At 67.1% G+C, this 22,947-nt stretch carries 24 protein-coding genes; 14 read left to right on the top strand and 10 right to left on the bottom strand.

Going from position 1 to position 22,947, the window contains the following annotated elements:
* Positions 1 to 102 precede the first annotated feature (102 nt).
* The 3 genes from HV681_RS14400 (at position 103) to HV681_RS14390 (ending at position 1,370) form a co-directional block, all read left to right on the top strand.
* Entirely contained in the window at positions 103 to 378 is a 276-nt protein-coding gene (locus HV681_RS14400) for a DUF2917 domain-containing protein (protein WP_175123726.1), read from the top strand.
* The gene (locus tag HV681_RS14395; RefSeq protein WP_175123725.1) at positions 375 to 1,025 is read left to right on the top strand and encodes a 2-hydroxychromene-2-carboxylate isomerase; all 651 of its coding nucleotides are present in this window, start codon (positions 375 to 377) and stop codon (positions 1,023 to 1,025) included. Before HV681_RS14400 ends, HV681_RS14395 begins: the two co-directional genes overlap by 4 nt.
* A 171-nt stretch (positions 1,026 to 1,196) precedes the next feature.
* Positions 1,197 to 1,370 carry a hypothetical protein gene (locus HV681_RS14390; protein WP_175123724.1) on the top strand — a complete coding sequence of 58 codons (174 nt, stop codon included), beginning with the start codon at positions 1,197 to 1,199 and terminating at the stop codon, positions 1,368 to 1,370.
* 6 nt (positions 1,371 to 1,376) lie between these two features.
* Here the strand turns inward: HV681_RS14390 and HV681_RS14385 are convergent, their stop codons facing one another.
* Positions 1,377 to 1,754, bottom strand: coding sequence for a DUF779 domain-containing protein (locus tag HV681_RS14385; protein ID WP_175123723.1), 378 nt, complete (start codon positions 1,752 to 1,754; stop codon positions 1,377 to 1,379).
* 90 nt (positions 1,755 to 1,844) lie between these two features.
* Positions 1,845 to 3,374 carry an aldehyde dehydrogenase gene (gene adh, locus HV681_RS14380; protein ID WP_175123722.1) on the bottom strand — a complete coding sequence of 510 codons (1,530 nt, stop codon included), beginning with the start codon at positions 3,372 to 3,374 and terminating at the stop codon, positions 1,845 to 1,847.
* Between the two features lie 222 nt (positions 3,375 to 3,596).
* On the opposite strand from adh, the gene HV681_RS14375 reads away from it, so the two are divergent.
* A complete protein-coding gene (locus HV681_RS14375; protein WP_254594968.1) occupies positions 3,597 to 5,618 on the top strand; it encodes a sigma-54-dependent Fis family transcriptional regulator in 2,022 nt (673 codons plus the stop codon).
* Positions 5,619 to 5,740: 122 nt separating this feature from the next.
* Here the strand turns inward: HV681_RS14375 and trpC are convergent, their stop codons facing one another.
* From trpC to rpe, 6 genes are all read right to left on the bottom strand, one after another.
* Positions 5,741 to 6,529, bottom strand: a complete 789-nt coding sequence (gene trpC / locus HV681_RS14365; protein WP_175123721.1) for an indole-3-glycerol phosphate synthase TrpC — start codon at positions 6,527 to 6,529, stop codon at positions 5,741 to 5,743.
* Entirely contained in the window at positions 6,526 to 7,557 is a 1,032-nt protein-coding gene (gene trpD / locus HV681_RS14360; RefSeq protein ID WP_056565041.1) for an anthranilate phosphoribosyltransferase, read from the bottom strand. The genes trpC and trpD overlap by 4 nt, the downstream gene beginning before the upstream one ends.
* Before the next feature lie 11 nt (positions 7,558 to 7,568).
* A complete protein-coding gene (locus HV681_RS14355) occupies positions 7,569 to 8,135 on the bottom strand; it encodes an aminodeoxychorismate/anthranilate synthase component II (protein ID WP_105237103.1) in 567 nt (188 codons plus the stop codon).
* 56 nt (positions 8,136 to 8,191) lie between these two features.
* Positions 8,192 to 9,712, bottom strand: a complete 1,521-nt coding sequence (trpE, locus tag HV681_RS14350; protein ID WP_175123720.1) for an anthranilate synthase component I — start codon at positions 9,710 to 9,712, stop codon at positions 8,192 to 8,194.
* 287 nt (positions 9,713 to 9,999) lie between these two features.
* Positions 10,000 to 10,707: a phosphoglycolate phosphatase gene (locus HV681_RS14345; RefSeq protein WP_056319270.1), complete on the bottom strand. Its 708-nt coding sequence runs from the start codon at positions 10,705 to 10,707 to the stop codon at positions 10,000 to 10,002.
* A gap of 10 nt (positions 10,708 to 10,717) precedes the next feature.
* The gene (rpe, locus tag HV681_RS14340; protein ID WP_056565028.1) at positions 10,718 to 11,446 is read right to left on the bottom strand and encodes a ribulose-phosphate 3-epimerase; all 729 of its coding nucleotides are present in this window, start codon (positions 11,444 to 11,446) and stop codon (positions 10,718 to 10,720) included.
* A 126-nt stretch (positions 11,447 to 11,572) separates the two neighbouring features.
* Here rpe and apaG point away from each other — a divergent pair, with 126 nt between their 5' ends.
* The 5 genes from apaG (at position 11,573) to HV681_RS14315 (ending at position 16,510) form a co-directional block, all read left to right on the top strand.
* On the top strand, positions 11,573 to 11,947 hold the full coding sequence (gene apaG, locus HV681_RS14335) for a Co2+/Mg2+ efflux facilitator ApaG/CorD (RefSeq protein ID WP_056319266.1): 375 nt from the start codon (positions 11,573 to 11,575) through the stop codon (positions 11,945 to 11,947).
* A gap of 40 nt (positions 11,948 to 11,987) precedes the next feature.
* On the top strand, positions 11,988 to 13,298 hold the full coding sequence (gene mltA, locus HV681_RS14330; protein ID WP_175123719.1) for a murein transglycosylase A: 1,311 nt from the start codon (positions 11,988 to 11,990) through the stop codon (positions 13,296 to 13,298).
* Positions 13,295 to 14,464 carry a UbiH/UbiF family hydroxylase gene (locus tag HV681_RS14325; protein WP_175123718.1) on the top strand — a complete coding sequence of 390 codons (1,170 nt, stop codon included), beginning with the start codon at positions 13,295 to 13,297 and terminating at the stop codon, positions 14,462 to 14,464. The genes mltA and HV681_RS14325 overlap by 4 nt, the downstream gene beginning before the upstream one ends.
* A gap of 233 nt (positions 14,465 to 14,697) precedes the next feature.
* The gene (locus HV681_RS14320; RefSeq protein ID WP_175123717.1) at positions 14,698 to 15,486 is read left to right on the top strand and encodes a DsbC family protein; all 789 of its coding nucleotides are present in this window, start codon (positions 14,698 to 14,700) and stop codon (positions 15,484 to 15,486) included.
* A gap of 67 nt (positions 15,487 to 15,553) precedes the next feature.
* Complete coding sequence (locus HV681_RS14315; protein ID WP_175123716.1) at positions 15,554 to 16,510, top strand: D-2-hydroxyacid dehydrogenase family protein; 957 nt, start codon at positions 15,554 to 15,556, stop codon at positions 16,508 to 16,510.
* 77 nt (positions 16,511 to 16,587) lie between these two features.
* Here the strand turns inward: HV681_RS14315 and ttcA are convergent, their stop codons facing one another.
* Both ttcA and folB read right to left on the bottom strand, forming a co-directional pair.
* Entirely contained in the window at positions 16,588 to 17,556 is a 969-nt protein-coding gene (gene ttcA, locus HV681_RS14310) for a tRNA 2-thiocytidine(32) synthetase TtcA (RefSeq protein WP_175123715.1), read from the bottom strand.
* Position 17,557: 1 nt separating this feature from the next.
* Positions 17,558 to 17,917, bottom strand: coding sequence for a dihydroneopterin aldolase (folB, locus tag HV681_RS14305; RefSeq protein WP_056565007.1), 360 nt, complete (start codon positions 17,915 to 17,917; stop codon positions 17,558 to 17,560).
* A 121-nt stretch (positions 17,918 to 18,038) separates the two neighbouring features.
* On the opposite strand from folB, the gene HV681_RS14300 reads away from it, so the two are divergent.
* The 5 genes from HV681_RS14300 to HV681_RS14280 all read left to right on the top strand — a co-directional run bounded on the left by HV681_RS14300 (position 18,039) and on the right by HV681_RS14280 (position 22,659).
* Positions 18,039 to 18,941 carry an NAD(P)/FAD-dependent oxidoreductase gene (locus HV681_RS14300; RefSeq protein WP_175123714.1) on the top strand — a complete coding sequence of 301 codons (903 nt, stop codon included), beginning with the start codon at positions 18,039 to 18,041 and terminating at the stop codon, positions 18,939 to 18,941.
* Positions 18,942 to 19,164: 223 nt separating this feature from the next.
* Positions 19,165 to 20,133, top strand: a complete 969-nt coding sequence (locus tag HV681_RS14295) for a Bug family tripartite tricarboxylate transporter substrate binding protein (RefSeq protein ID WP_175123713.1) — start codon at positions 19,165 to 19,167, stop codon at positions 20,131 to 20,133.
* Entirely contained in the window at positions 20,134 to 20,799 is a 666-nt protein-coding gene (locus HV681_RS14290; protein WP_175123712.1) for a 3-oxoacid CoA-transferase subunit A, read from the top strand.
* 1 nt (position 20,800) lies between these two features.
* On the top strand, positions 20,801 to 21,511 hold the full coding sequence (locus HV681_RS14285; protein WP_175123711.1) for a 3-oxoacid CoA-transferase subunit B: 711 nt from the start codon (positions 20,801 to 20,803) through the stop codon (positions 21,509 to 21,511).
* 176 nt (positions 21,512 to 21,687) lie between these two features.
* Positions 21,688 to 22,659, top strand: a complete 972-nt coding sequence (locus tag HV681_RS14280; RefSeq protein ID WP_175123710.1) for a Bug family tripartite tricarboxylate transporter substrate binding protein — start codon at positions 21,688 to 21,690, stop codon at positions 22,657 to 22,659.
* Positions 22,660 to 22,947 lie beyond the last annotated feature (288 nt).

Raw genomic sequence — 22,947 nt, 5'->3', positions numbered from 1 at the left:
CTCAGACGTTGGGTGACCGGGACCAGGTCGTGGTCATCCGCCGTGATCGCCGCTGCTGCGGCCGGGAGGGGCGCCATGTTCCAGTTATGTTGCACCGCAGGCATGTCATTCCGTTTGGGCGGCGGCTCGACTATGCTGCTCAAGCGCGCTTCGGGCGTCCGCATCGAGTGTCACGCTGGCGCCGTGTGGGTCTCCGAGTACCGCCGCTTCGATGACAGCGTGCTGCAAGCGGGCGAATCCCTGACCGTGCACAGCGATCGCGACGTCGTCCTCAGCGGCCTGCCGGATGCGCAGGTCGCGCTACTTTCGCAGGGCGGTCAGGCGCAGCGCGCCACGGCCACGCCCCGCTGTGCAGGCCAACCGGAGTTTCAGCCATGACCGCGTCCTTGCCCGATACGCCCCGCATCGAAATGTGGTTCGACTTCGCCAGCCCGTACAGCTATCTGGCGATCGAGCGCATCGACCGTCTTGCGCGCGAGGCCGAGGTCAAGGTGGATTTGCGGCCGTTTCTGCTGGGGCCGATCTTCCAGGCGCAGGGCTGGAACGACACGCCGTTCCGGCTGTTTCCCGGCAAGGGCGCGTACATGATGCGCGACATCGCCCGCCTGGCCGAGAAGTACGGCGTGGTCTACAACCGCCCGCGCCTCTTTCCGCGCATGAGCGTGCTGCCGGCGCGCATCGCGCTGCTGGGCCAGGATGAACCTTGGGGACGCGATTTCTGCGTCGCGGTGTTCCGCGCGAATTTTCAGCACGACCTGGACATTCAGTCCGAAGACGTCGTGCGCGATCTGCTCATTGGCCTGTCGCTGGATGCCGATGCGCTCATCGCCCGGGCCAAGACGGAAACCGCCAAGGAGGCGCTGCGCAAGCAGGTCGACCGTGCACGTGACCTGGGCATCTTCGGCGCACCGACGCTTTTCGTGGAGGGGGAAATGTTCTGGGGCAACGACCGATTGGAAGACGCACTGGCGTGGACGCGCCGCAAAGCGCCGGCCAGCGCGTGGTCACCGCATGCCGGCCTTTAGATAGCCGCGCCAGGCCCGCCGCCGCACCTCGCCGGCCGCACCTAGCCGGGCGCACCTAGCCGGGCGCACCTGGCCGGCTGCACCTGGCCCGCCGCACGGCGACGGCTGCACGACGTCGGCCGCTTCGCCCAATCATCCTTCGCAAGATTTCTCGTCAACGCAACATCAGCAATGAAAAACGCAAGCAGCGCCTATCGCGGTGCGCCCATGCCGGGCGGCCGTTCGTTCACGCAATTCCGCGCCGCCCGCATCCGGCGGGTGTCCTTCCAGTGGAAACAGGCCGAACGCGCCGGCCTTCAGGACGACACCTTGTCCAAGGGCGGCGGCCACGGCAAGCGCGGCTAAGGCGCGCTATCCCTTCGTCACCGGCCCGACGTTCGCCCACTCGTCATCCGAGTACAGCCGAGACCGCAGCAGAAACCGCTTGCCTTCCGCACTGTCCAGCGAAAACGCGCCGCCGCGTCCGGGCACGGCGTCGATGACGAGCTGGGTGTGTTCCCAGTAAGCGAACTGGTCTTCACCGATCCAGAACGGGCAGCCTTCCAGATCGCCCAACAGCACATCCGAGCCGCCCACCATGAACTCGCCCTGGGGATAACACATGGGCGAGCTGCCGTCGCAGCAGCCCCCGGACTGGTGAAACATCAGCGGCCCGTGCTTGGTGCGCAAGGTGTCGATCAGCTGGCGCGCCTCGTCGGTCGCAACCACGCGTGGCGTGTGCTCTGGCATGACGGGATTCCTCTGCAAGCGCGCCGGGCGGACCCGGCGCGCAGGTTGGCCGCGCAAGCGGCTTGGGATGGACAGATCAAGCCAGGCTGATCAGAAGAACCCCAGCTTCTTCGGCGAATAGCTCACCAGCAGGTTCTTCGTCTGCTGATAGTGGTTGAGCATCATCTTGTGGTTCTCACGCCCGATGCCCGATTGCTTGTAGCCGCCGAATGCCGCGTGCGCCGGATAGGCGTGATAGCAGTTGGTCCACACGCGTCCCGCCTTGATCGCGCGTCCCATCCGGTAGCACGTGTTGGCGTCGCGCGACCACACGCCCGCGCCCAGGCCGTACAGCGTGTCGTTGGCCAGCGCCAGCGCATCATCGGCATCCTTGAACGTGGTGACCGCCACGACCGGCCCGAAGATTTCTTCCTGGAACACGCGCATCTTGTTGTGGCCCTTGAACACGGTGGGCTGCACGTAGTAGCCGCCTTCCAGCCCGCCCTGCATCTGCGCGCGCGAGCCGCCCGCCAGCACGTCGGCGCCTTCCTGCTTGCCGATGTCCAGGTAGGACAGGATCTTTTCCAGCTGCTCGGTGGAAGCCTGCGCGCCCAGCATGGTGTCGGCGTCCAGCGGGTTGCCCTGCTTGATCTCGGCCACGCGTTTCAGGGCGCGTTCCATGAACTTGTCGTAGAGCGATTCCTGGATCAGTGCGCGGCTGGGGCACGTGCACACCTCGCCCTGGTTCAGCGCGAACATGACGAAGCCTTCGACGGCCTTGTCCAGGAAATCGTCGTCCTGCGCGGCCACATCCGCAAAGAAGATGTTGGGCGACTTGCCGCCCAGTTCCAGCGTGACAGGGATGATGTTCTGCGACGCGTACTGCATGATCAGCCGCCCGGTGGTGGTTTCACCGGTGAACGCGATCTTGGCAATGCGCTTGCTCGATGCCAAGGGCTTGCCGGCTTCCAGCCCGAAGCCGGTTACCACGTTGACGACGCCCGGCGGCAGGATGTCGCCGATCAGTTCCATCAGCAGCAGAATGCCCAGCGGCGTCTGTTCGGCCGGTTTCAGCACCACGCAATTGCCGGCGGCCAGCGCGGGCGCGAGCTTCCACGCAGCCATCAGAATGGGGAAGTTCCACGGGATGATCTGGCCGACCACGCCCAGCGGTTCATTGAAGTGGTAGGCCACCGTGTCGTGATCGATCTCGGACAGCCCGCCTTCCTGGCTGCGGATGCACGACGCGAAATAGCGGAAGTGGTCGATGGCCAGGGGAATGTCGGCGGCTCGGGCCTCGCGGATGGGCTTGCCGTTGTCCCAGGTTTCCGCCGTGGCCAGGCGTTCGAGGTTGGCTTCCATCACGTCCGCAATCTTCATGAGCATGCGGGCGCGTTCGGCGGCCGGGGTCGAACCCCATTTTGGCGCGGCGCGGTGCGCGGCATCCAGCGCCAATTCGATGTCGCGCTCCTTCGAGCGCGCGTTGCGGCTCAGGGTCTGGCCCGTGACCGGCGTGACGTTGTCGAAGTATTCGCCATCCGCGGGCGACTGCCACTTGCCGTCGATGAAATTGTCGTACTGCGTCCTGAGGTCCAGGCGGGTGCCGTAGGTCTCCGGGGTAACGCGGGTCGCGATATCCATGCTTGTCTCCGTATTGTTGGGATGGTGGCAGTGGGCTGCCTGTCCGGTATCAAGCAAAACGCATGCCAGTCGGGGCATCCCGGCTGGACAGCCCGCCGCACGCGTGCGAAAGTAGTTTTTCGCTTGTTCCATGTCGCAATCCGCGACGGTGTCGCGCAACAGGTGTCGCGCAACGGGTGTCGCAGCACAGGCGTCGCAGAACGCCGGTCCCAGGAGACATACATGGCCTCTCACTCCGGTAGGCAGACGCTGACGCAGGCGCGCCTGCTCTTTAACCAGCAGGGCGCGGTGCCGGGCGGCATGGTTGCCGAACCCATCCTGCGTTCCTGGCGCCGCTGCGCCGACCTGGGCTTCGACATGCGTGGCGTGCGACGCGCCGATCTCATGACGCAGGGCGAACTGCGCGAAGCCCAGCAGCGCAACGAAGCGCTGCGCCGCCTGTCCGAACCCGCCATCGCCTATCTGCGCCGCCAGGCCGGCGGCAGCGGCAACCTCGTCATCCTGTCGGACGCGCAGGGCCTGGTGCTGGACTCGGACGGCGATACGGGATTTGCGCATCGCGCCTCGCGCGTGGCGTTGATGCCGGGCGCGCCGTGGGACGAAGCCGCCGCCGGCACCAACGCCATCGGCACCGCGCTGGTCGAAGGCCGGCCCATCGCCGTGCACGGCGCCGAACACTATTTCGAACCCAACCGCATCCTGACCTGCGCGGCCGTCCCCATCACCGACAGCGAAGGCCGCACGCTCGGCGTGCTTGATCTCTCCAGCCAGGCCCGCGACGTGCGCCCCGATGTGCTGGCACTGGTGCGCGGGGCCGTGGACCGCATCGAACACCAGTTGTTCGAAAGCGCCTATGAACCCTGCACGGTGCTGCGCCTGCATGCCGACCCCGCCGGGCTCGGCCAGCCCGGCGAAGCGCTGCTGGCCTTCCAGGGCGACCTGCTGATCGGCGCCAACCGGCGCGCGCTGCAGGCGCTGGCGCTGGCGGCGACCGCGCTGGGCGTGTACCGCTACGCGGACGTATTCGACGGCGACATCGAACGATGCCCGGACGCGACGGGCAGGGTGCACACACGCACAGGCGCGGTCTATCACGCGCGGCTGCGCATGCCGCGCACGCGCGCACCGCAACCGCCCGCCGCGCCCCTGTCGCGCGCGCCGGGCGCGCTAGCCAGGGCGCCAGCCCCCAGCTTCGATGCCGCGACGCTGGGCGCGCTGGCGCGCGCCGTGCATCTGGCGGACGCCGGCGTGTCGATCCTGCTGCAGGGCGAAACGGGCGTGGGCAAGGAAGTGTTTGCGCGGCAGATCCATGCGCGGGGGCAGCGCGCGGCCGGCCCCTTCGTGGCGGTGAACTGCGCCGCCTTGCCCGAAAGCCTGATCGAATCGGAACTGTTCGGCTACGAAGACGGCGCCTTCACCGGCGCGCGCCGCCAGGGCAGCAAGGGCCTGTTGCGGCAGGCGCATGGCGGCGTGTTGTTCCTGGACGAGATCGGCGATATGCCGCTGCTGCTGCAATCCCGCCTGCTGCGTGTGCTGCAGACGCGCGAGGTCTCGCCATTGGGCGCGGCGCGGCCCGTGCCGGTGGACTTCACCCTGGTGTGCGCCACGCATCGGCCGCTGGCGCACGAAGGCCCGGACGCACCGGTGCGTCCCGACCTGTACTTCCGGATTGCCGAATACACCGTCACGCTCGAGCCCCTGCGCGCGCGGGCAGACCGCCTGGAATTGCTGCGCGAGCTGTGGGCGGCGCAAGGCGCGGGTCCCGCGCTGCCGCCCGCTATTGAAGCCGTGCTTGCGGCATATTCCTGGCCCGGCAATTACCGGCAACTGGCGTCGGTGCTGCGCACGTTGCATGTGCTGGCGGGACCAGCGGGCAGGGTGGATGCGGACATGCTGCCGGCGGAATTGCGCGGTGCAGCGAGCGCCGCGAAGATCGAAGCCATCGCGTCGGGCGCTACTACGTCGGGCGCTACTACGTCGGGCGCTACTACGTCGGGCGCTACTACGTCGGGCGTCGATACGTCGGGCATCGATACGCCAGGCGTTGATGCCTCGCGCACCGCAACAACGACGCTCGCGCCGGCCGGAGGCTCCGGCGATCTGCACGCCATGACGGACGCCGCCATCCGGGCCGCCTTGGCCGAGCACGGCGGCAGCGTCAGCCGCGCGGCGCGCGCGTTGGGCGTGCACCGCAGCACGGTGTACCGGCGCGGCGCTGCATGGGGCCTGGCTCGGCCGAAATAGCTGTTGGAAGGAGAAACGAGCGAGGGATCAGCCGATTGGCCGATCCCTCGTCTGGCGATGCGCCGCATGACGCATGCGCCGTCCGGCACGGCAAGACGGCAACGCCGCCCGCCGCCGCGGGTTCACCCGATCAGACGCGCCAGTTCCGCGCCAGGATCCTTCGCGCGCATGAAAGCTTCGCCCACCAGGAACGCGTCGACCTTGTGCTCGCGCATCAGCTTCACGTCTTCCGGCTTGAGGATGCCGCTTTCGGTCACGACGCGTTTGCCTGCGGGAATGCGCGGCAGCAGGTCCAGCGTGGTCTGCAAGCTGGTCTCGAACGTGCGCAGGTTGCGGTTGTTGATGCCCAGCAGCGGCGTCTTGAGCGTGAGCGCGACTTCCAGCTCCTTGGCGTCGTGCACTTCGACGAGCACGTCCATGCCCAGCTCGATCGCCAGCGTTTCGTAGTCGCGCAGTTGCGCGGGCGTAAGCGCGGCCACGATCAGCAGCACGCAGTCGGCGCCCATCGCGCGCGCGGCGACGATCTGGTAAGGATCGATCACGAAGTCCTTGCGCAGCACCGGCAGCGCGCACGCGGCCCGCGCCTGGCGCAGGTGGTCGTGCGAACCCTGGAAGAACTGCACGTCGGTCAGCACGGACAGGCAGGCCGCGCCGTGCACGGCGTAGGTGGCCGCGATTTCGGCGGGCGCAAAGCCCTCGCGGATGACGCCCTTGGAGGGCGAGGCTTTCTTGATTTCAGCGATGACGCCGGCCTTGCCTTGCGAGATCTTGTCTTCGATGGCTTGAGCGAAGCCGCGCACGTCCTGGCGCGCCTGCGCTTCGCGCAGGACTTCGGCTTCGCTGCGCATCTGGCGGGCGGCGGCGACTTCCTCGGCCTTGACGGCGAGGATCTTCGCGAGAATATCGTTCATTTCTGGAATGTCCGGGTGTATGCGCAGAATTCTTCCAGCTTGGCTCGCGCCGCGCCGGTGGAAATTAGTTCAAATGCTAGCGCTAAGGCTTCGGGAATGGAATCGGCTTTGTTGCCGGCATAGATGGCGAGCCCGGCGTTCAGGGCGACGATGTCTCTGGCCGCGCCTTCGACATTCTCCAGCGCCTCTATGACAAGCTCGCGCGACTGCTCGCGATTGGACACCTTGATGCTCCGGTTGGACATCATGGATAGCCCGTAGTCCTCGGGATGAATCTCGTACTCGCGGACCACGCCGTCCTTCAGTTCGCCGACCATCGTGGCCCCGCCCAGCGAAGCCTCATCCATGCCGTCCTTGCCGTGCACGACCAGCACGTGGCGCGAACCCAGGCGTTCCAGCACGCGCACCTGGATGCCGACGAGGTCGGGGTGGAAGACGCCCATCAACTGGTTGGCGGCGCCGGCCGGGTTGGTCAGGGGACCCAGGATGTTGAAGATCGTGCGCACGGCCAGTTCCTTGCGGACGGCGGCCACGTTCTTCATCGCGCCGTGGTGGGCGGGCGCAAACATGAAACCGATGCCGGTCTCCTGGATGCATTCGGCCACCTGCTCGGGCGTCAGCACCAGGTTGGCGCCCAGCGCCTCCAGCACGTCGGCGCTGCCGCTGGACGACGAGGCGCTGCGGTTGCCGTGCTTGGCGATCGGCACGCCGGCCGCGGCTGCGACGAACATCGCAGTTGTGGAAATGTTGAACGTGTGGCTGCCGTCGCCGCCCGTGCCGCACATGTCCAGCAGGTCGTTCGGATTGGGCGTGACCACGGGCGTGGCGAACTCGCGCATGACCTGCGCCGCGGCGGTGATCTCGCCCACGGTTTCCTTTTTGACGCGCAGGCCCATCAACAGCGCGCTGGCGATCTGCGGCGACATCTCGCCGCGCATCAGCATGCGCATCAGGTGCAGCATTTCGTCGTGGAAAATTTCGCGGTGTTCGATGCAGCGCGTCAGCGCTTCGGAGGGGGAAATCGTCACGGTGCGTCCTTTCAGGCGAGGTTCAGGAAATTGCGCAGCAGGGCGTGGCCGTGCTCACTCAGTACGGATTCGGGGTGGAACTGTACCCCGTATAGCGGCAGGGTCTTGTGCCGCACACCCATGATGTCGCCATCCGGCGCCGTCGCGGTGACCGCCAGGCAGTCCGGCAGGGTGGCCGGATCGATGGTCAGCGAGTTGTAGCGGATGACAGTGTACGGCGTCGGCAGGCCTTCAAAGATGTCAGTGCCCGTGTGCGACAGCTGGATCGTCTTGCCGTGCATGATCTGCTGCGCGCGCACGATGTCGCCGCCGAAGGCCGCGCCGATGGCCTGGTGGCCCAGGCACACGCCCAGGATGGGCTTCTTGCCGGCGTACGCCTGGATCAGCGGCACCGAGATGCCGGCCTCGGCCGGCGAGCACGGGCCGGGCGACACGCAGATCTGGTCGGGATTGAGCGCAGCCACTTCTTCAAGCGTGATCTGGTCGTTGCGCGCCACGCGCACGTCCACGCCCAGCTCGCCAAAGTACTGCACCAGGTTGTAGGTAAAGGAATCGTAGTTGTCGATCATCAACAGCATTTTTTTCTCCTCGGGGCCGTTCTGCGGCCCGGGCGGTGTCGTTTTGGCCGCGAGGCTCAGATGGGTTCGTCCAGGCCGTGCTGCACCTGCTCGGCCGCGCGCAGCACGGCGCGCGCCTTGGCTTCGGTCTCGGCCCATTCGGCTTCGGGGTTCGAATCGGCCACGATGCCCGCAGCCGCCTGCACGTACAGCGTGCCGTCCTTGATGACGCCAGTGCGGATGGCAATGGCCACGTCCATCTCGCCGCCGTAGCTCAGGTAGCCGGCCGCACCGCCGTAGATGCCGCGGCGCACGGGTTCCAGTTCGTCGATGATCTTCATGGCCTCGACCTTGGGGGCGCCGGTCAGAGTGCCCGCCGGGAACGAGGCGCGCAGCACGTCCATGCTGCTCATGCCGGGGTTCAGGGTGCCGGTCACATTCGACACCAGATGCATCACATGCGAGTAGCGCTCGATCACCATGGTGTCGCTCACCTTCACCGAGCCCACCTGCGCGACGCGGCCCACGTCGTTGCGCGCCAGGTCGATCAGCATGACGTGTTCGGCGATCTCCTTGGGATCGGCCTTCAGTTCGGCCGCCAGCGCCGCGTCTTCCTCGGGCGTGCCGCCACGCTTGCGGGTGCCGGCCAGCGGACGGATCGTGATCTGCGACTTCGGCTCGCCGTTTTCCACGGTGCGTTCCTGGCGCACCAGGATCTCGGGCGATGCGCCCACCACCTGGAAATCACCGAAGTTCCAGAAGTACATGTAGGGGGAGGGATTGAGCGACCGCAGGGCGCGGTAAAGGGAGAGGGGCGAATCGCGGAAGGGCTTGGCGATGACCTGGCCGATCTGCACCTGCATCAGGTCGCCGGCGGCGATATGTTCCTTGGCGCGCAGCACGGCCGCCAGGTAGTCCTCTTTCTTGAAATCGCGCCGTTCCTCGGTCTGCATGCTGGCGTGGCTGTACGGAATTTCCACGGGGCGGCGCAGGCGGGCGCGCAGGTCGGTCAGGCGCTGCTGTGCGCGGCTGTAGGCCTCGGGCTGGCTGGGGTCGGCATAGACCATCAGGTAGATACGGCCGGCCAGGTTGTCGACGATGACCAGTTCGTCCACGTGCATCAGCATCAGGTCGGGCGTGCCGCCTTCCATGCCGGCCGGGAACGGCTTGACGGCGGGGCCCAGGCACGGCTCGATGTGGCGCACGGTGTCGTAGCCGAAGTAACCGGCCAGACCGCCGCAGAAGCGCGGCATGCCCGGACGCAGCGCGACCTTGAAGCGGCTCTGGTATTGCTCGATGAAGGTCAGCGGATCGCCGTCGTGCGTCTCGGCGACCTTGCCGTCGTGCAGCACTTCGGTGCGCGTGCCGCTGGCGCGGATCACGGTGCGCGCCGGCAGGCCGATGAACGAGTAGCGGCCGAAGCGCTCGCCGCCCACTACGGATTCCATCAGGCAGGTCATGCGGCCGGCCAGGGGACCGGAGTGCGCCAGTTTCAGGTAGATGCCAAGCGGGGTGTCCAGGTCGGCGTAGGTCTCGGCCACCAGCGGAATGCGGTTGTAGCCTTGTGCCGCAAGGGCCTTGAATTCGATTTCGGTCATGTCGGGTCTCGTAAGCGGTGTCTGCTTTCGGACCGGGCACGCAACAAAAAACCCGGTCCAGTTGACTGGTTCCGGGTTGGGCGCTGTTTACACAGTGTCGGCGCTAGGCGGCAAGGTCGCGTCTAGGGCCGGGAAGGGGAATCATCGCCACCCGGAAGACAAACGCCACCAACGCCACGAGGCGCCGAGCATTTGGTTCTGGATGGAAACGTTCATTTAGCGGTTCGGTAATGAAGTACGCGGAAGTGATGCGCGGTAGTGAATTCTTGCCTGGGTTGCGACGTGCATTAAGCGGGGACTTTTGCGGCGTTCTGGTTTTGATTCCAGAGCGCGACCCACTGGGCGGCGTCAACAAGCGTGTCAACTATACCATCGACATCCAGCTCGCGCACGTCACGTCCTTCGTTGTAGCCATATGGCACCACCAGGACCTGCGTGCCGGCGCTGCGGCCCGCCTGCGCGTCATTGATCGAATCGCCGATCGTCACGGCCTCGTTCACGCCCACGCCCATCAGGTCGCACGCATGGTGGATCTGGTCGGGATCGGGCTTGCGGCGCTCGCAGGTGTCGCCGCACACCACGGCCTCGAAAAAGCCCGCCAGCCCCGTGCGCTGCAAGAGCGGCAAGGTGAATTCCGTGGGCTTGTTGGTGACCACGGCCAGCTTCAGGCCCTGGTCGCGCATGAGTTTCAGGCCTTCGATCACGCCCGGGTAGACCTGCGCGCGCTCGCCGTTGACCAGGTGGTAGTGGCGGTAGAAAGCCTCGCGGGCGCGCTGGAATTCGTCGGGCGCCGGGTCGGCGGCATCGAGCGAACCGGCCAGGCTGCGCCGCACCAGGTTGTCCACGCCCTTGCCGACGAACGTGGCGACCACGTCCTCGCGCAGCGCGATCATGCCAAGTTCAACACGCATGGCGTTGGCGGCAAAGGCCAGATCGGGAATGGAGTCGAGCAGGGTACCGTCCAGGTCCAGCAGCGCGGCGCGAAAAGCGGTCATGTCGGGTTCCTTAGACAGCGGTGGTTTCGCCGATGGCGATCTGGTCGCGCATGGCCTTGATGATGCCGGCGTAATCCGGCTTGCCGAAGATGGCCGAGCCGGCCACGAACGTGTCCGCGCCCGCGGCGCGGATCTCGGCGATGTTGTCGATCTTGACGCCGCCGTCCACCTGCAGAACGATCTCCTGGCCGCCGGCCTGCATCCACGCATCGATGCGGGCGCGGGCCTCGCGCAGCTTGGTCAGCGCCGCCGGAATGAAGCTCTGGCCGCCAAAGCCCGGGTTCACCGACATGATGAGCACCAGGTCGATCTTGTCCATGACGTAGTCCATGTAGGACAGCGGCGTGGCGGGATTGAAGACCAGACCGGCCTTGCAGCCGCTTTCGCGGATCAGGGACAGCGTGCGGTCCACGTGGGCGCTGGCGTCGGGGTGGAAGCTGATGTAGTCGGCGCCGGCCTTGGCGAACTGCGGCACCAGCGCGTCCACGGGCTCGACCATCAGGTGCACGTCGATCGGCACCTCGACGTGGGGGCGGATCGCGGCACAGACCATCGGGCCGATCGTCAGGTTGGGGACATAGTGGTTGTCCATCACGTCCACGTGGATCCAGTCGGCGCCCGCGGCGACGACGTTGCGGACTTCCTCGCCCAGCCGGGCGAAGTCAGCCGACAGGATGCTGGGAGTAATGCGGGTGGAGGCCGTTTGCTTGGACATGATGTTCGGGGTCGGGGAGGGCATAATGTGCCATTATTGCAGTTTGAGGCGCCGCAGCGGGTATGCCCCGGCTGGCGCGCCTGAAATTTCGTCTTTCAAGCGTGGGCGCCCATGTTCCGCCGCCCGCGTGCAGCCACACAGGGAAGGACTGTGAAACCTTACGACCTGAGCGTCTCTGTCTCTCCGCGCTTCGTGCCCGAACAGTCCGACCCCGGCGAACAGCAATTCGTGTTCGCCTACACCGTCCGCATCACCAATACCGGCGAACATCCCGCGCAGGTGATCAGCCGCCACTGGATCATCACCGACGGCAACCAGCGCGTGCAGGAAGTGCGCGGCCTGGGCATCGTGGGGCAGCAGCCCCTCCTGGCCCCGGGCGAGACCTTCGAATACACCAGCGGCTGTCCCCTGCCCACGCCGGTGGGCACGATGCGCGGCATCTATCACTGCGTCGGCGAGAACGGCATTCCGTTCGAGGTGCCGATCTCCGAATTCGTCCTGGCCATGCCGCGCACCTTGCACTGAGTATGGTCCGGCCTTCCGTTGCACGTTTTTCCCTCTGCACATGAAGCGCATTCTTAGCCTGTCCGTGCTGTCGATCCTGCTGGCGGCATGTTCCACCCCCTCCGATATTCCCCCTGATTCCGGATCCGGCCTGCCGGCTACGCCCGGTGCTCGCACGCCCGCGGCCGACGGCCCGCTCGTCGTGCCGCCGCTGGGCTCGTTGCCCGACACCCCGCCGCGCGCGCTGGCCGGCAAGTTGAAGCCGGCCAACTGGTCCGAGCTGCCCGGATGGAGCGCCGACGACCTGTCGCAGTTCTGGCCCCTTTTCCTGCGCAACTGCAAGGGTCTGATGCGGCCCACCAGCGGAAACCTGGCCGCGCCCGCGCGTGCCACGCCGCGCGCCTGGCAGCCGGTCTGCGCCGCGGCCATCGACCCGGCCCGCGCGCCCGCCGCCGGCGACGCCGAAGGCGTGCGCCGCTTCCTGCAGACCTACCTGCAACCCTGGCGCCTGAATGCGGCCGACGGCAAGCCGGCCACCAATACGGTGACGGGCTACTACGAACCCCTGGTGCGCGGCTCGCGCCGCCAGGGCGGTGTCTACCAATGGCCGCTGTACGCGGTGCCCGCCGACCTGCTGACGATCGACCTGGGTTCCATCTACCCCGACCTGGCCGGCAAGCGTGTGCGCGGCAAGCTCGACGGCAAGCGCGTCGTGCCGTACGACACGCGCGCCGCCATCGAATCGTCGTCCGGCCGCCGCCCGCCCGTGGTGGTCTGGGTGGACGACCCCGTGGACAACTTCTTCCTGCAGGTCCAGGGCTCCGGGCGCGTGCAGCTGACCGACGGTCCCGACGCCGGCAAGACCATCCGCGTCGCCTACGCCGACCACAACGGCCAGCCCTATGTGTCCATCGGCCGCTGGCTGATCGACCGCGGCGAACTCACCGCCGACCAGGCGTCCATGCAGAACATCCGGGCCTGGGCGCAGCGCAATCCCAAGCGTGTCCAGGAAATGCTCAACGCCAATCCGGCCGTGGTGTTCTTCCGCGAAGAGGCGGTCGTGGATCCTGAACAAGGCCCCAAGGGCGCTTATGCCATCCCGCTGGCGCCGCGGCGCTCGGTGGCGGTGGACGCGACCTTCGTGCCGCTCGGCACGCCGCTGTTCCTGTCCACCACCTATCCCGCGTCGGACCGGCCCTTGCAGCGCCTGGTGTTCGCCCAGGACACCGGCACCGCCATCCGGGGCGCGGCCCGCGCCGACTTCTACTGGGGTTACGGCGAAGAAGCCGGCCAGCAGGCCGGCCGCATGAAGCAACGCGGCCAGATGTGGCTGCTGTGGCCCAAACAGGCCGGGGAGCCTTCCGCACGATGAGCCATCAGATCGTAGTTTGCGGGGCCGGCATCGTCGGCCTGTCCACCGCCCTGGCGCTGGCCCGCCGCGGCCAGCGGGTGGCCGTCCTGGCGCCGCGCGCCGCCGTGCCGCCCGCCGATCCCAACCGCTATCACCCCCGCGTCTACGCCATTTCGCCGGCCAGCCAGCGCTTCCTGGCCGACATCGGCGTGTGGGATGCCATGCCCGCGTCGCGGCTGATGCCCGTGCAGGCCATGGAAATCCACGGCGACGCGGACGGCCAGGTCAACCTCAATGCCTGGCAGGCCGCGCTGCCGCAACTGGCCTGGATCGTCGAATCCGGCGAGATCGAGCGCGTCCTGATCCAGGCCGTGCGCATGTTCGGCATCGCGTGGCTGGAAGACCGCTGCACCGGCTACCAGAACGGCGCGATCGACACCGAGAGCGGCGCCCGCATCCAGGCCGAACTCTTCGTCGGCGCCGATGGCGCGGCCTCGCCGCTGCGCGAGGCGGCCGGGCTGAAGCACGAAGCCCAGTCCTACAACGACACCGGACTCGTCGTGCATCTGGACGCGGAATTGCCGCACCAGGGCACCGCGATCCAATGGTTTCGCGACGACGGCGTGCTGGCGCTGCTGCCGCTGCCCGATACCGCGGACGGCCCCCAGGTTTCGATGGTGTGGTCCATGCGCAGCGAGCTGGCCCAGCAACTGCTGGACCTGCCGCAGGAAGCGCAGACCGCCCGCCTGGAGGCGCTGCTGGCCGAGGCTGCCGAAGGGCGGCTGGGCCGCCTGAAGGTCCGCAGCAAGCTGCACGGTTTTCCGCTGACGCTGGAGCGCGCCCAGATGGTGGCGCCCGGCATCGCGCTGGCCGGAGACGCCGCGCACCGCCTGCACCCGCTGGCGGGACAGGGCCTGAACCTGGGGCTGGGCGACGTCGAGGCGCTGGCCCGCATCGTCGCCGAGCGCGAACCCTACCGGCAGGCCGGCGACCTGCGCGTGCTGCACCGCTACCAGCGGGCGCGCGCCGAACCGGTCCTGGCCATGCGGCTGGCGACCGACGGGCTGCACAAGCTGTTCGCATCGAAGGCGACGCCGCTCGTCTGGCTGCGCAACGCCGGCATGCACTGGGTCGAGGGCGCGCCGCTGATCAAGCGCCGGCTGATCGCGGGGGCGTCGGCCAATTAGGGCTGACCCGGCCCAACCCGGGCCCACTAGGCCAAACCCGGCCCGATTCGGTCCGATTCGGCCCGATTCGGCCAAACCTGCCCCGATTCGGCCCGACGCCGGCGCCGGGCGGAACCTGCGGCGGCCGGCCCCGTCTGATACGGATCCGCCCACCCGCCGCCTGCCGCGGCCGCCCGACCCGGATCGGTTACGCTTTCCGGCTGAGCACACGACTGACAAGACCAGGAGTACCGATGAAATTCCGCATTCCCGCCACGCTGGCGGCCTGTTTCCTCGCCGCGGGTATCGGCTTGTCCGCCACGGCCCATGCGCAGGGCGCAAAATCCGTCTCCACACAGTCCGTGGGGCAGGCGGCCAAGGGCGAAAAAAGCGTCTCCACCACCGAACTCGATCCGCAGTCGGCCGCCGTCAAGGAACGCTTTCAGCAACGCTTTTCCGGCATGAACGTCACGACCGTGCGCCGCACGCCTTATGGCCTGTTTGAAGTGCAGCTCGGCATGGACCTGATCTACACCGACGAAGGCGTGACGTGGGTCATGGAAGGACCGCTGATCGACGCCGCGACGCGCCGCGACGTCACCCGCGAATCCCAGGAAAAGCTCAGCGCCGTCACGTTCGACCAGCTGCCGCTGGACCTGGCGATCAAGCAGGTCAAGGGCGACGGCTCGCGCAAGGTCGCGATCTTCGAAGATCCCAACTGCGGCTATTGCAAGCAGTTGCGCAAGACGCTCGAAGATGTGGACAACCTGACCGTCTACACCTTCCTCTACCCCATCCTGTCGCCGGATTCCAAGGTCAAGGTGCGCAATGTCTGGTGCGCCAAGGACCAGGGCAAGACCTGGGACGACTGGATGCTGCGCGGCAAGACGCCGCCCAACGCCAATTGCGACGTGCCCGAAGACAAGCTTTTGGAGCTTGGCCAGCAGCTGATGGTGCGCGGCACGCCGACGCTGTTCTTTGCCGACGGCTCGCGCATCAGCGGCGCGCTGCCGCTGGACCAGCTCAAGGCCCGTTTGAACTGACCGGCGCGCGTCGCGCCGGCCCGGGAAAGGGGGGCGCGGCAAGCGCCATCCCTCCCGGAGACAAGACTTGAAAATCGCAATACTCGACGATTACCACGACGTAGCCCGGCGCTATGCGGACTGGACCTCGCTGGGCGGCGACGCCGAGGTGCAAATCTTCAACAACTTCATTCCCGACGACCAGGTCGAGGCCTCGCTCGAGCCCTTCGACGTGATCGTCGCCATGCGCGAGCGCACGCCATTTCCCGCCGAGCGCATCCGCGCCCTGCCCAAGCTGCGCCTCCTGGTCACCACCGGCATGCGCAACAACGCCATCGACATGCAGGCCTGCGCTGAGCAGGGCATCGTCGTGTCCGGCGCGCCCGGCAGTGCCGACGCCAACACCGCCACGGCGGAACTGGCCTGGGCGCACATCCTGGGTCTCTTCAAGCATCTGCCCGCCGAAGACGCCGCCATGCGCCGCGGCATGTGGCAGACGGCCATGCCCGAGCCGCTGGCCGGCAAGCGCCTGGGCGTGGTGGGCCTGGGCAAGCTGGGCGCCGCGGTGGCCAAGGTGGGTCTGGCCTTCGGCATGGACGTGGTGGCCTGGAGCCCCAACCTGACCGACGAGCGCGCCGAGGCCGCCGGCGTCACGCGCGTGGACAAGCACGAACTCTTTTCCACGTCCGACGTGGTGAGCCTGCACCTGATTCTGTCCGATCGCAGCCGCAACGTGGTCGACGCCACCGCGCTGGCCGCGATGAAACCGACCGCATATCTGGTCAATACCTCGCGCGCCGGACTCGTCGATCAGGAAGCGCTGATGGACGCGCTGGTGAAGTTCCGCATCGCCGGCGCGGGGCTGGATGTGTATCCCGAAGAGCCGCTGTCGCCCACCGACAGCGTGCGCGACCTGGACAACGTGATCCTGACCCCGCACCTGGGTTACGTCAGCCGCGAAAACTTCGAGGCCTTCTACCAGAACTGCCTGGAAGCCGTGAAGGCGTGGGCAGCGGGCTCGCCGATCCGGGTGTTGAACGCCTGATTGCGCCCGAGCAAAAAAATGGGGCTGCCTATCGCAGCCCCATTTTCATTTGGGATGGTCGCGTTGCACGCGGCGCATCACCCGCGCGAGAACACCACTTTCTTCTCGACGATCGCGCCCGGCTCCAATGCCGGCGGCGTATCGCCGCACGCATCGTCCGACTCGTCCGTGGGATCGACCGTATCAAACGCCGTGTCGCCGTTGGCATCTGGCACGCCCGTGGGCTTCAAGCCGACGAAATCGAACAGGTCGCGGTCCATCAGATGCGAAGGCACCACCCGCGACAGCGCATTGAACACGTTCCACGACCGGCCCGGGTGCTGCTTGTCCCATTCCTTGATCATGCGGCCCACTTCCTTGCGCTTCAGGTTCTCTTGCGAACCGCAGAGATTGCACGGAATGATCGGGAACTGCTTGAGTTCGGCGTAGGCGATCAGGTCGGACTCGACCACGTACGCGAGCGGGCGGATCACCGTGTGGCGGCCGTCGTCGGACACCAACTTGGGCGGCATGCCCTTGGCCTTGCCGCCATAGAACAGGTTCAGGAAGAACGTGGCCAGGATGTCGTCGCGATGATGGCCCAGCGCGATCTTCGTGGCGCCCAGTTCCGATGCGACGCGGTACAGAATGCCGCGACGCAGCCGCGAACAGAGCGAGCACATCGTCTTGCCCTCTTCCAGCACGCGCGTCACGATCGAATACGTGTCCTGCGTCTCGATGTGGAAGGGGACGCCCAGTTCCTTCAGGTACTGCGGCAGGATGTGGTCAGGAAAGCCAGGCTGCTTCTGGTCCAGGTTCACCGCGATCAGTTCAAACTTGAACGGCGCGCGCTTCTGAAGCTGCAGCAGGATGTCCAGCATGGCATAGGAATCCTTGCCGCCGGACAGGCAGACCATCACGCGGTCGCCTTCCTCGATCATGTTGTAGTCGGACAAGGCGCGCGTGGTCTCGCGCGCCAGCCGCTTGGTCAGCTTGTTGCCTTCGTGGCGTGCCTTTTCGTCGGCGGGCGTGCGAAATTGCACGCCGGGGGGAGCGATATCGTTCATGTCAGCGATTGATCTGGATTTCCACGCCCACCGCCGCACAGTCGGAGAAGGCCATGGGCTTGCTGATGCGCAGGCGCAGCGCGCGGATTTCCTGGAAGTCCGCCAAGAGGCGCGCCGCTACTTGTTCGGACAGGGTTTCGATCAGGTTCACATGCGCCTGCGTGCATTCCTCGACGATGGCCTCGCGCAGCCGGCGGTAGTCCAGCACGCTGTGGATATCGTGGTCGTCCACCGAACGCTGGATGTCGACGTCGAATTCGGCATCGACGTGCAGGGGCTGGGTGGCGCGGCGCTCGTGTTCGAGGATGCCGATGCGGGCGTCGAGCGCAAGGCCGGAAAGAATGATGCGGCGAGTGGGCATGATGAAAACCTGGGTGGAATAGCCCGAATTGTAAGGCGGCGGCGGATGGGGGGACGCGCTGGCTACAATTCGGCCATGTCCGGGCGCGCGCGAGGCGCCGGCGCAGTCAATAAGGGGTGACATGCAACAGATGCACGATTCGGTCATTGTAGGCGGCGGCCCGGCCGGCGCCTCCTGCGCCCTCTGGCTGGCCCGCCTGGGCCTGTCGCCGCTGCTGGTCGAGGCCAGCGCCCGTCTCGGCGGGCTGGGCAATGACAACCCGTTCGCCGACGACTGGATCGCCGTGTTGCCCGGCGTGACCGGCCAGCAGGTGGCCGCCAACATCGACACCAGCGTGCGCGCCGCCGATGTGCCGGTACGGCTGGAAACCCGTGTCACCGGCGTGCGGCCCTGCAAGGGCGGCATCGAGGCCACGCTCGCCGGTCCGGACGGCCAGGAAACCCTGGCCCGCGCCCGCACTCTGGTCATTGCCTCCGGCGTGCGCGCGAAGGGACTGCCCGACCACCCGCCGGGCGCGTCCTGGCCGGGCGTGCTGATCGGCCCCGGCTCACCCATCGTGGCGCAGGACTATTCCGGCCTGTCGGTCGCGGTGCTGGGCGGGGGCGACAACGCCTTCGAAAACTACGTCTACGTGCGCAACCGCGGCGCGCGCAATGTCCATCTCTACGCCCGTAGCGTGCGCGCCCAACAGCAATGGGTGACGCGCGCCGGTACCGAAGGCGTGCACATCGGACCCTACAAGGTCGACCCGGCCACCCGCAGCGTGGACGGCCGGCAGTACGACCTGATCCTGGTCTTTTACGGCTGGGAACCACAGGCCGCGTTTGCCGACGACCTGAGGCTCGCGCGCGACGAGCGCGGCTACATCCGCACTGACTTCGCCACCGCCGAGACCAGCGTGCCCGACATCTACGCCATCGGCGAGGTCGCGCACCGCATGCACCCCTGCGTGGTGACGTCGATGGCGGATGGCGTGGTCGCGGCCAAGGCCATCCAGCGGCGCTGGGAGCGCGCGGGGGCGTAACACCCAGTGCCCGGCTGCCGGCCCTGAACACGCCGGCCGGCCGCCGCAGCGTTGGCCGGCACGGCCATCGTGGCGCCTGCGGCAGTGAAACCGCGTCGGCCAGAATGCGTACTTCAGCCCAGGCGAACCCACACCTCCGGATTCCGGAATAGGCAATTGCCACCCCCGCGCCCACACTCGTGCTCACGAGTTGACCAATCAATGGTCACGCAGGGAGACAAGCATGATGTGTGCGCATCGCTGGCTGGCAGCCGGCGCGATGGCCATCGCCATCGCGAACCCGGCGCAGGCGGCCTGGCCTGAACGGCCCATCACCCTCATCATCCCGGCCGCGCCGGGCGGCACCACCGACATCTCGGCACGCCTCATCGCCGATAAGCTGTCCGCCAAGCTCGGCCAGCAGGTCATCGTGGAAAACCGCGCCGGCGCCGCCGGCATCATCGGCGCGCAGGCGCTGGCGCGCGCCAAGCCCGACGGCTACACGCTGCTGATGGGCAACATCGGCCCCAACGCCATCAACTACGCGCTCTACAAGACGCTGCCCTACAAGCCCGCCGACTTCGCGCCGGTGACGCTCGTGATTTCGGTGCCCAACGTCCTCGTCGTCAACGAAGCCTCGCCCGCCCGCAGCGTGGCCGATCTGCTGGCGCAGGTCAGGCAGGATCCTTCCAAGGTTTCCTTCGGCAGTTCCGGCGCGGGCCAGTCGCCGCACCTGTCCGCCGAAATGTTCAAGCAGCGCGCCGGCATCCCCGGCACGCACGTCGCCTACAAGGGCGCCGGCCCCGCCGTGGCCGCGCTGCTCGGCCAGCAGTTCACCTTCATGATCGACAACCTGCCCAGCTCCATGCCGTACATCCAGGCCGGCAAGCTGCGCGCGCTGGCCGTCACCAGCGACAAGCGCCTCGCCGAATTGCCGGACGTGCCGACCATGGCCGAGGCCGGCGTCAAGGACATGGTGGTCACCGCGTGGTTCGGCCTGGTCGCACCCGCCGGCACGCCGCAGGACGCCATCGACAAGCTTTACGCCGCCACGCGCGACGTGGTGCGCAGCCCCGAGATCAGCGAGCGCTTCAAGACCATGGGCGGCCAGGCCGGCGGCAACACGCCCGTGGAGTTCGCGGCTTTCATCGACCAGGAACGCGCCCGCTGGAAAAGCATCGTGGACGCCGCGGGTCTCGTGCAGGAGCAATAGGTGATCGACAAGATTCAGGAATCCATGGCGCAGGCCGTGGCCGTCATTCCCGATGGCGCCTCCGTGCTGGTGGGCGGCTTCGGCGAAGCCGGCGTGCCCTACGAACTGCTGCACTGCCTGGCCGAACTGGACCGGCGCAACCTCACCATCATCTCCAACAACGCCGGCACCTTCGAACGCGGCATCGCCGCGCTGTTGGTGCGCAAGCAGGTCCGCAAGATCATCTGTTCGCACCCGCGCCCACCCAACTCCGAGGCTTTCGCCCGCGCCTACCGCGCAGGCGAGGTCGAACTGGAATGCGTGCCCCAAGGCACCCTGGCCGAACGGCTGCGCGCGGCCGGCGCTGGACTCGGTCCGTTCTACACGCCCACCGGCTACGGCACCGAACTGGCAGAAGGCCGGCGCCAGGAAGTCATCGACGGCATCGGCTACGTGCTCGAGCAGCCCCTGCGCGCCGACTACGCCCTCATCCGCGCGCACCTGGGCGACCGCTGGGGCAACCTCATGTACCGCCACGCCGCGCGCAACTTCAATCCCGTCATGTGCATGGCAGCGGGACACGCCATCGCGCAGGTCGACGAGATCGTGCCGCTGGGCGCGCTGGTGCCCGAACAGATCATGACGCAGGGCATCTTCGTGAAATCCGTCGTGCGCGTGGAGGCCTGACATGCAAGACATCATCGGCCTGACCCGCCAGCAGATCGCCCAGCTTCTGGCCAGCGACATTCCCGATGGCGCCACCGTCAACCTCGGGATCGGCATGCCGACCCTGGTCGGCGACTACTTGCCCAGCGGCCGCGAAATCCTGCTGCACAGCGAAAACGGCATTCTCGGCATGGGCCCCGCCGCCACCGGCAACGACATCGACCCCGACCTCATCAACGCCAGCCGCCAGCCCATCACCTTGCTGCAAGGCGCGTCCATCACCGAACACACGATCTCTTTCGCCATGATGCGCGGCGGCCACCTCGACTACGCGGTCCTGGGCGCCTTCCAGGTGTCCGAACGCGGCGACCTCGCCAACTGGAAAACCGACGCCACGAACGCCATCCCCGCCGTCGGCGGCGCCATGGACCTGGCCGTTGGCGCCAAGCAGGTCCTGGTCACCATGGAACACCGCGGCCGCGACGGCACGCCCAAGATCCTGCGGCAATGCACCTATCCGCTCACCGGCAAAGGCGTGGTGTCGCGCATCTATACGGACCTTGCCGTCATCGACGTCATGCCCGTGGGTTTGGAGGTGCACGCGATGAAGGCGGGCGTAACCGAAGACTTCCTGCGGTCGATCACCGACGCGCCGCTGCATTTTCCGCAATCGCCGCGAACGATCGTCGTGGATGACACGGGCGTGCCTCGATACGCGCAATCGACCCGCTGACGCAGCCTCGCCGCGACACCCGTAAGCGGGATTCTGCGCGGGGCGCGTCGCGATGTGCGTAAGCGACCGGCTTGCGCAGCCACGCCGAGATGTGCGCAAACGACTGGCAGGCGCAGCCGTTCCTGCCGCCCTGATGATGACCCACGTCCGCCCCGCGCTGGGCAAAGGAGCTACCGATGATCCGTTCAATCCTGGCAGCCGCGTCGGCAAGCGTGCTGTGTCTAGGCGCCAGCGCCGTCGCGCACGCGGCGCAAACCTATCCGGACAAGCCCATCACCTTGCTGATCCCGTACCCGCCGGGCGGCAGCGCAGACATGCTCGCGCGCCCGCTGGGCGCAGAACTCCAGAAGAAGTGGGGCCAACCGGTCGTCCTCGAATACAAACCCGGCGCAGGCGGCGCCATCGCCTCCGCCCAACTCGCCCGCGCCAAGCCCGACGGCTACACGCTCCTGATGGTGCTGGCCGCCCACACCATCAACCCCAGCCTCTATCCCTCGCTGCCCTACGACACCCGCAAGGACTTCGCGCCAGTCTCCCTCGTCGCCACACTGCCCATGCTCGTCGCCGCCCCGCTCGCCACGCCCGCCAACACCGTCAGCGAACTGATCGCCTACGGCAAGGCCAACCCCGGCAAGCTGAGCTTCGCGTCCGCCGGCAACGGCAACACCAGCCACCTGGCCGCCGAGATGTTCAAGAACCAGACGGGCGCCGACATGATGCACGTACCGTACAAAGGCAGCGGTCCTGCGGTCGTTGCACTGCTCGGCGGCGAAGTGTCCTTGATGTTCGACAGCATCTCGACCTCGCTGCCGCAAGTGCAGGCCGGCAAATTGAAAGCAATCGCCGTCACCGGCGAACACCGCTCTCCGCTTCTGCCCGACGTCCCCACCGTCGCAGAAACCGTTCCCAACTTCGTCGTCAACGGCTGGTACGGGATATTGGCGCCGGCGGGCACGCCGGGGGCGGTGGTTGATGCAGTCAGCAAGGGAATTGCGGAGGCGGTGGCGGTGCCTGCGTTGAAGGGGCAGTTGGCGGGATATGGATATGAGGTGGTGGGGTCTACGCCTGGGGAGTTTGGGGCGCATATCGAGCGGGAGTTGGGGACTTGGAAGAGGGCGGTTGAGGTGTCTGGGGCTAAGGTGAATTGAAGGGTTGTCTCGGCTTGGGAAGGCTGAGTTAGGTGTCTGATAGCGGCCTTCGTGGCGATAGTCTTCGTAGGTCGCCCGACGCCGTGGTCACCGGGGAGGCGATCGCCCACGATTGCGGTCCGGAGCCTTCGCTCCGGACGTCCCCGTCGTCATCTTCGTTGTCGCCTTCGGCGACTGCCTCTCAAGAAACTCCTCCTAAGCTGTTGATATTTCATTGGCTTTTTCTGGGGTGGCCAACGGTACCAAGCTGTAGCCCATGGTCTCTGCGCGCTTTGTCAGGTGGTGCAG

Origin of the sequence: Achromobacter animicus (assembly GCF_902859585.1) — a bacterium.
In the GTDB taxonomy this organism is placed as follows: domain Bacteria; phylum Pseudomonadota; class Gammaproteobacteria; order Burkholderiales; family Burkholderiaceae_B; genus Achromobacter; species Achromobacter animicus.
The sequence above is the reverse complement of the archived record's forward strand: the minus strand, read 5'-3'. Positions and strand labels throughout refer to the sequence as shown.

Excerpts from the sequence above, each read along its gene's own strand:
- HV681_RS14400 (WP_175123726.1), top strand. The coding sequence starts at position 103 with ATGTCATTCCGTTTGGGCGGCGGCTCGACTATGCTGCTCAAGCGCGCT.
- HV681_RS14395 (WP_175123725.1), top strand. The coding sequence starts at position 375 with ATGACCGCGTCCTTGCCCGATACGCCCCGCATCGAAATGTGGTTCGAC.
- HV681_RS14390 (WP_175123724.1), top strand. The coding sequence starts at position 1,197 with ATGAAAAACGCAAGCAGCGCCTATCGCGGTGCGCCCATGCCGGGCGGC.
- HV681_RS14385 (WP_175123723.1), bottom strand. The coding sequence starts at position 1,754 with ATGCCAGAGCACACGCCACGCGTGGTTGCGACCGACGAGGCGCGCCAG.
- adh (WP_175123722.1), bottom strand. The coding sequence starts at position 3,374 with ATGGATATCGCGACCCGCGTTACCCCGGAGACCTACGGCACCCGCCTG.
- HV681_RS14375 (WP_254594968.1), top strand. The coding sequence starts at position 3,597 with ATGGCCTCTCACTCCGGTAGGCAGACGCTGACGCAGGCGCGCCTGCTC.
- trpC (WP_175123721.1), bottom strand. The coding sequence starts at position 6,529 with ATGAACGATATTCTCGCGAAGATCCTCGCCGTCAAGGCCGAGGAAGTC.
- HV681_RS14355 (WP_105237103.1), bottom strand. The coding sequence starts at position 8,135 with ATGCTGTTGATGATCGACAACTACGATTCCTTTACCTACAACCTGGTG.
- trpE (WP_175123720.1), bottom strand. The coding sequence starts at position 9,712 with ATGACCGAAATCGAATTCAAGGCCCTTGCGGCACAAGGCTACAACCGC.
- HV681_RS14345 (WP_056319270.1), bottom strand. The coding sequence starts at position 10,707 with ATGACCGCTTTTCGCGCCGCGCTGCTGGACCTGGACGGTACCCTGCTC.
- rpe (WP_056565028.1), bottom strand. The coding sequence starts at position 11,446 with ATGCCCTCCCCGACCCCGAACATCATGTCCAAGCAAACGGCCTCCACC.
- mltA (WP_175123719.1), top strand. The coding sequence starts at position 11,988 with ATGAAGCGCATTCTTAGCCTGTCCGTGCTGTCGATCCTGCTGGCGGCA.
- HV681_RS14325 (WP_175123718.1), top strand. The coding sequence starts at position 13,295 with ATGAGCCATCAGATCGTAGTTTGCGGGGCCGGCATCGTCGGCCTGTCC.
- HV681_RS14320 (WP_175123717.1), top strand. The coding sequence starts at position 14,698 with ATGAAATTCCGCATTCCCGCCACGCTGGCGGCCTGTTTCCTCGCCGCG.
- ttcA (WP_175123715.1), bottom strand. The coding sequence starts at position 17,556 with ATGAACGATATCGCTCCCCCCGGCGTGCAATTTCGCACGCCCGCCGAC.
- folB (WP_056565007.1), bottom strand. The coding sequence starts at position 17,917 with ATGCCCACTCGCCGCATCATTCTTTCCGGCCTTGCGCTCGACGCCCGC.
- HV681_RS14300 (WP_175123714.1), top strand. The coding sequence starts at position 18,039 with ATGCAACAGATGCACGATTCGGTCATTGTAGGCGGCGGCCCGGCCGGC.
- HV681_RS14295 (WP_175123713.1), top strand. The coding sequence starts at position 19,165 with ATGATGTGTGCGCATCGCTGGCTGGCAGCCGGCGCGATGGCCATCGCC.
- HV681_RS14285 (WP_175123711.1), top strand. The coding sequence starts at position 20,801 with ATGCAAGACATCATCGGCCTGACCCGCCAGCAGATCGCCCAGCTTCTG.
- HV681_RS14280 (WP_175123710.1), top strand. The coding sequence starts at position 21,688 with ATGATCCGTTCAATCCTGGCAGCCGCGTCGGCAAGCGTGCTGTGTCTA.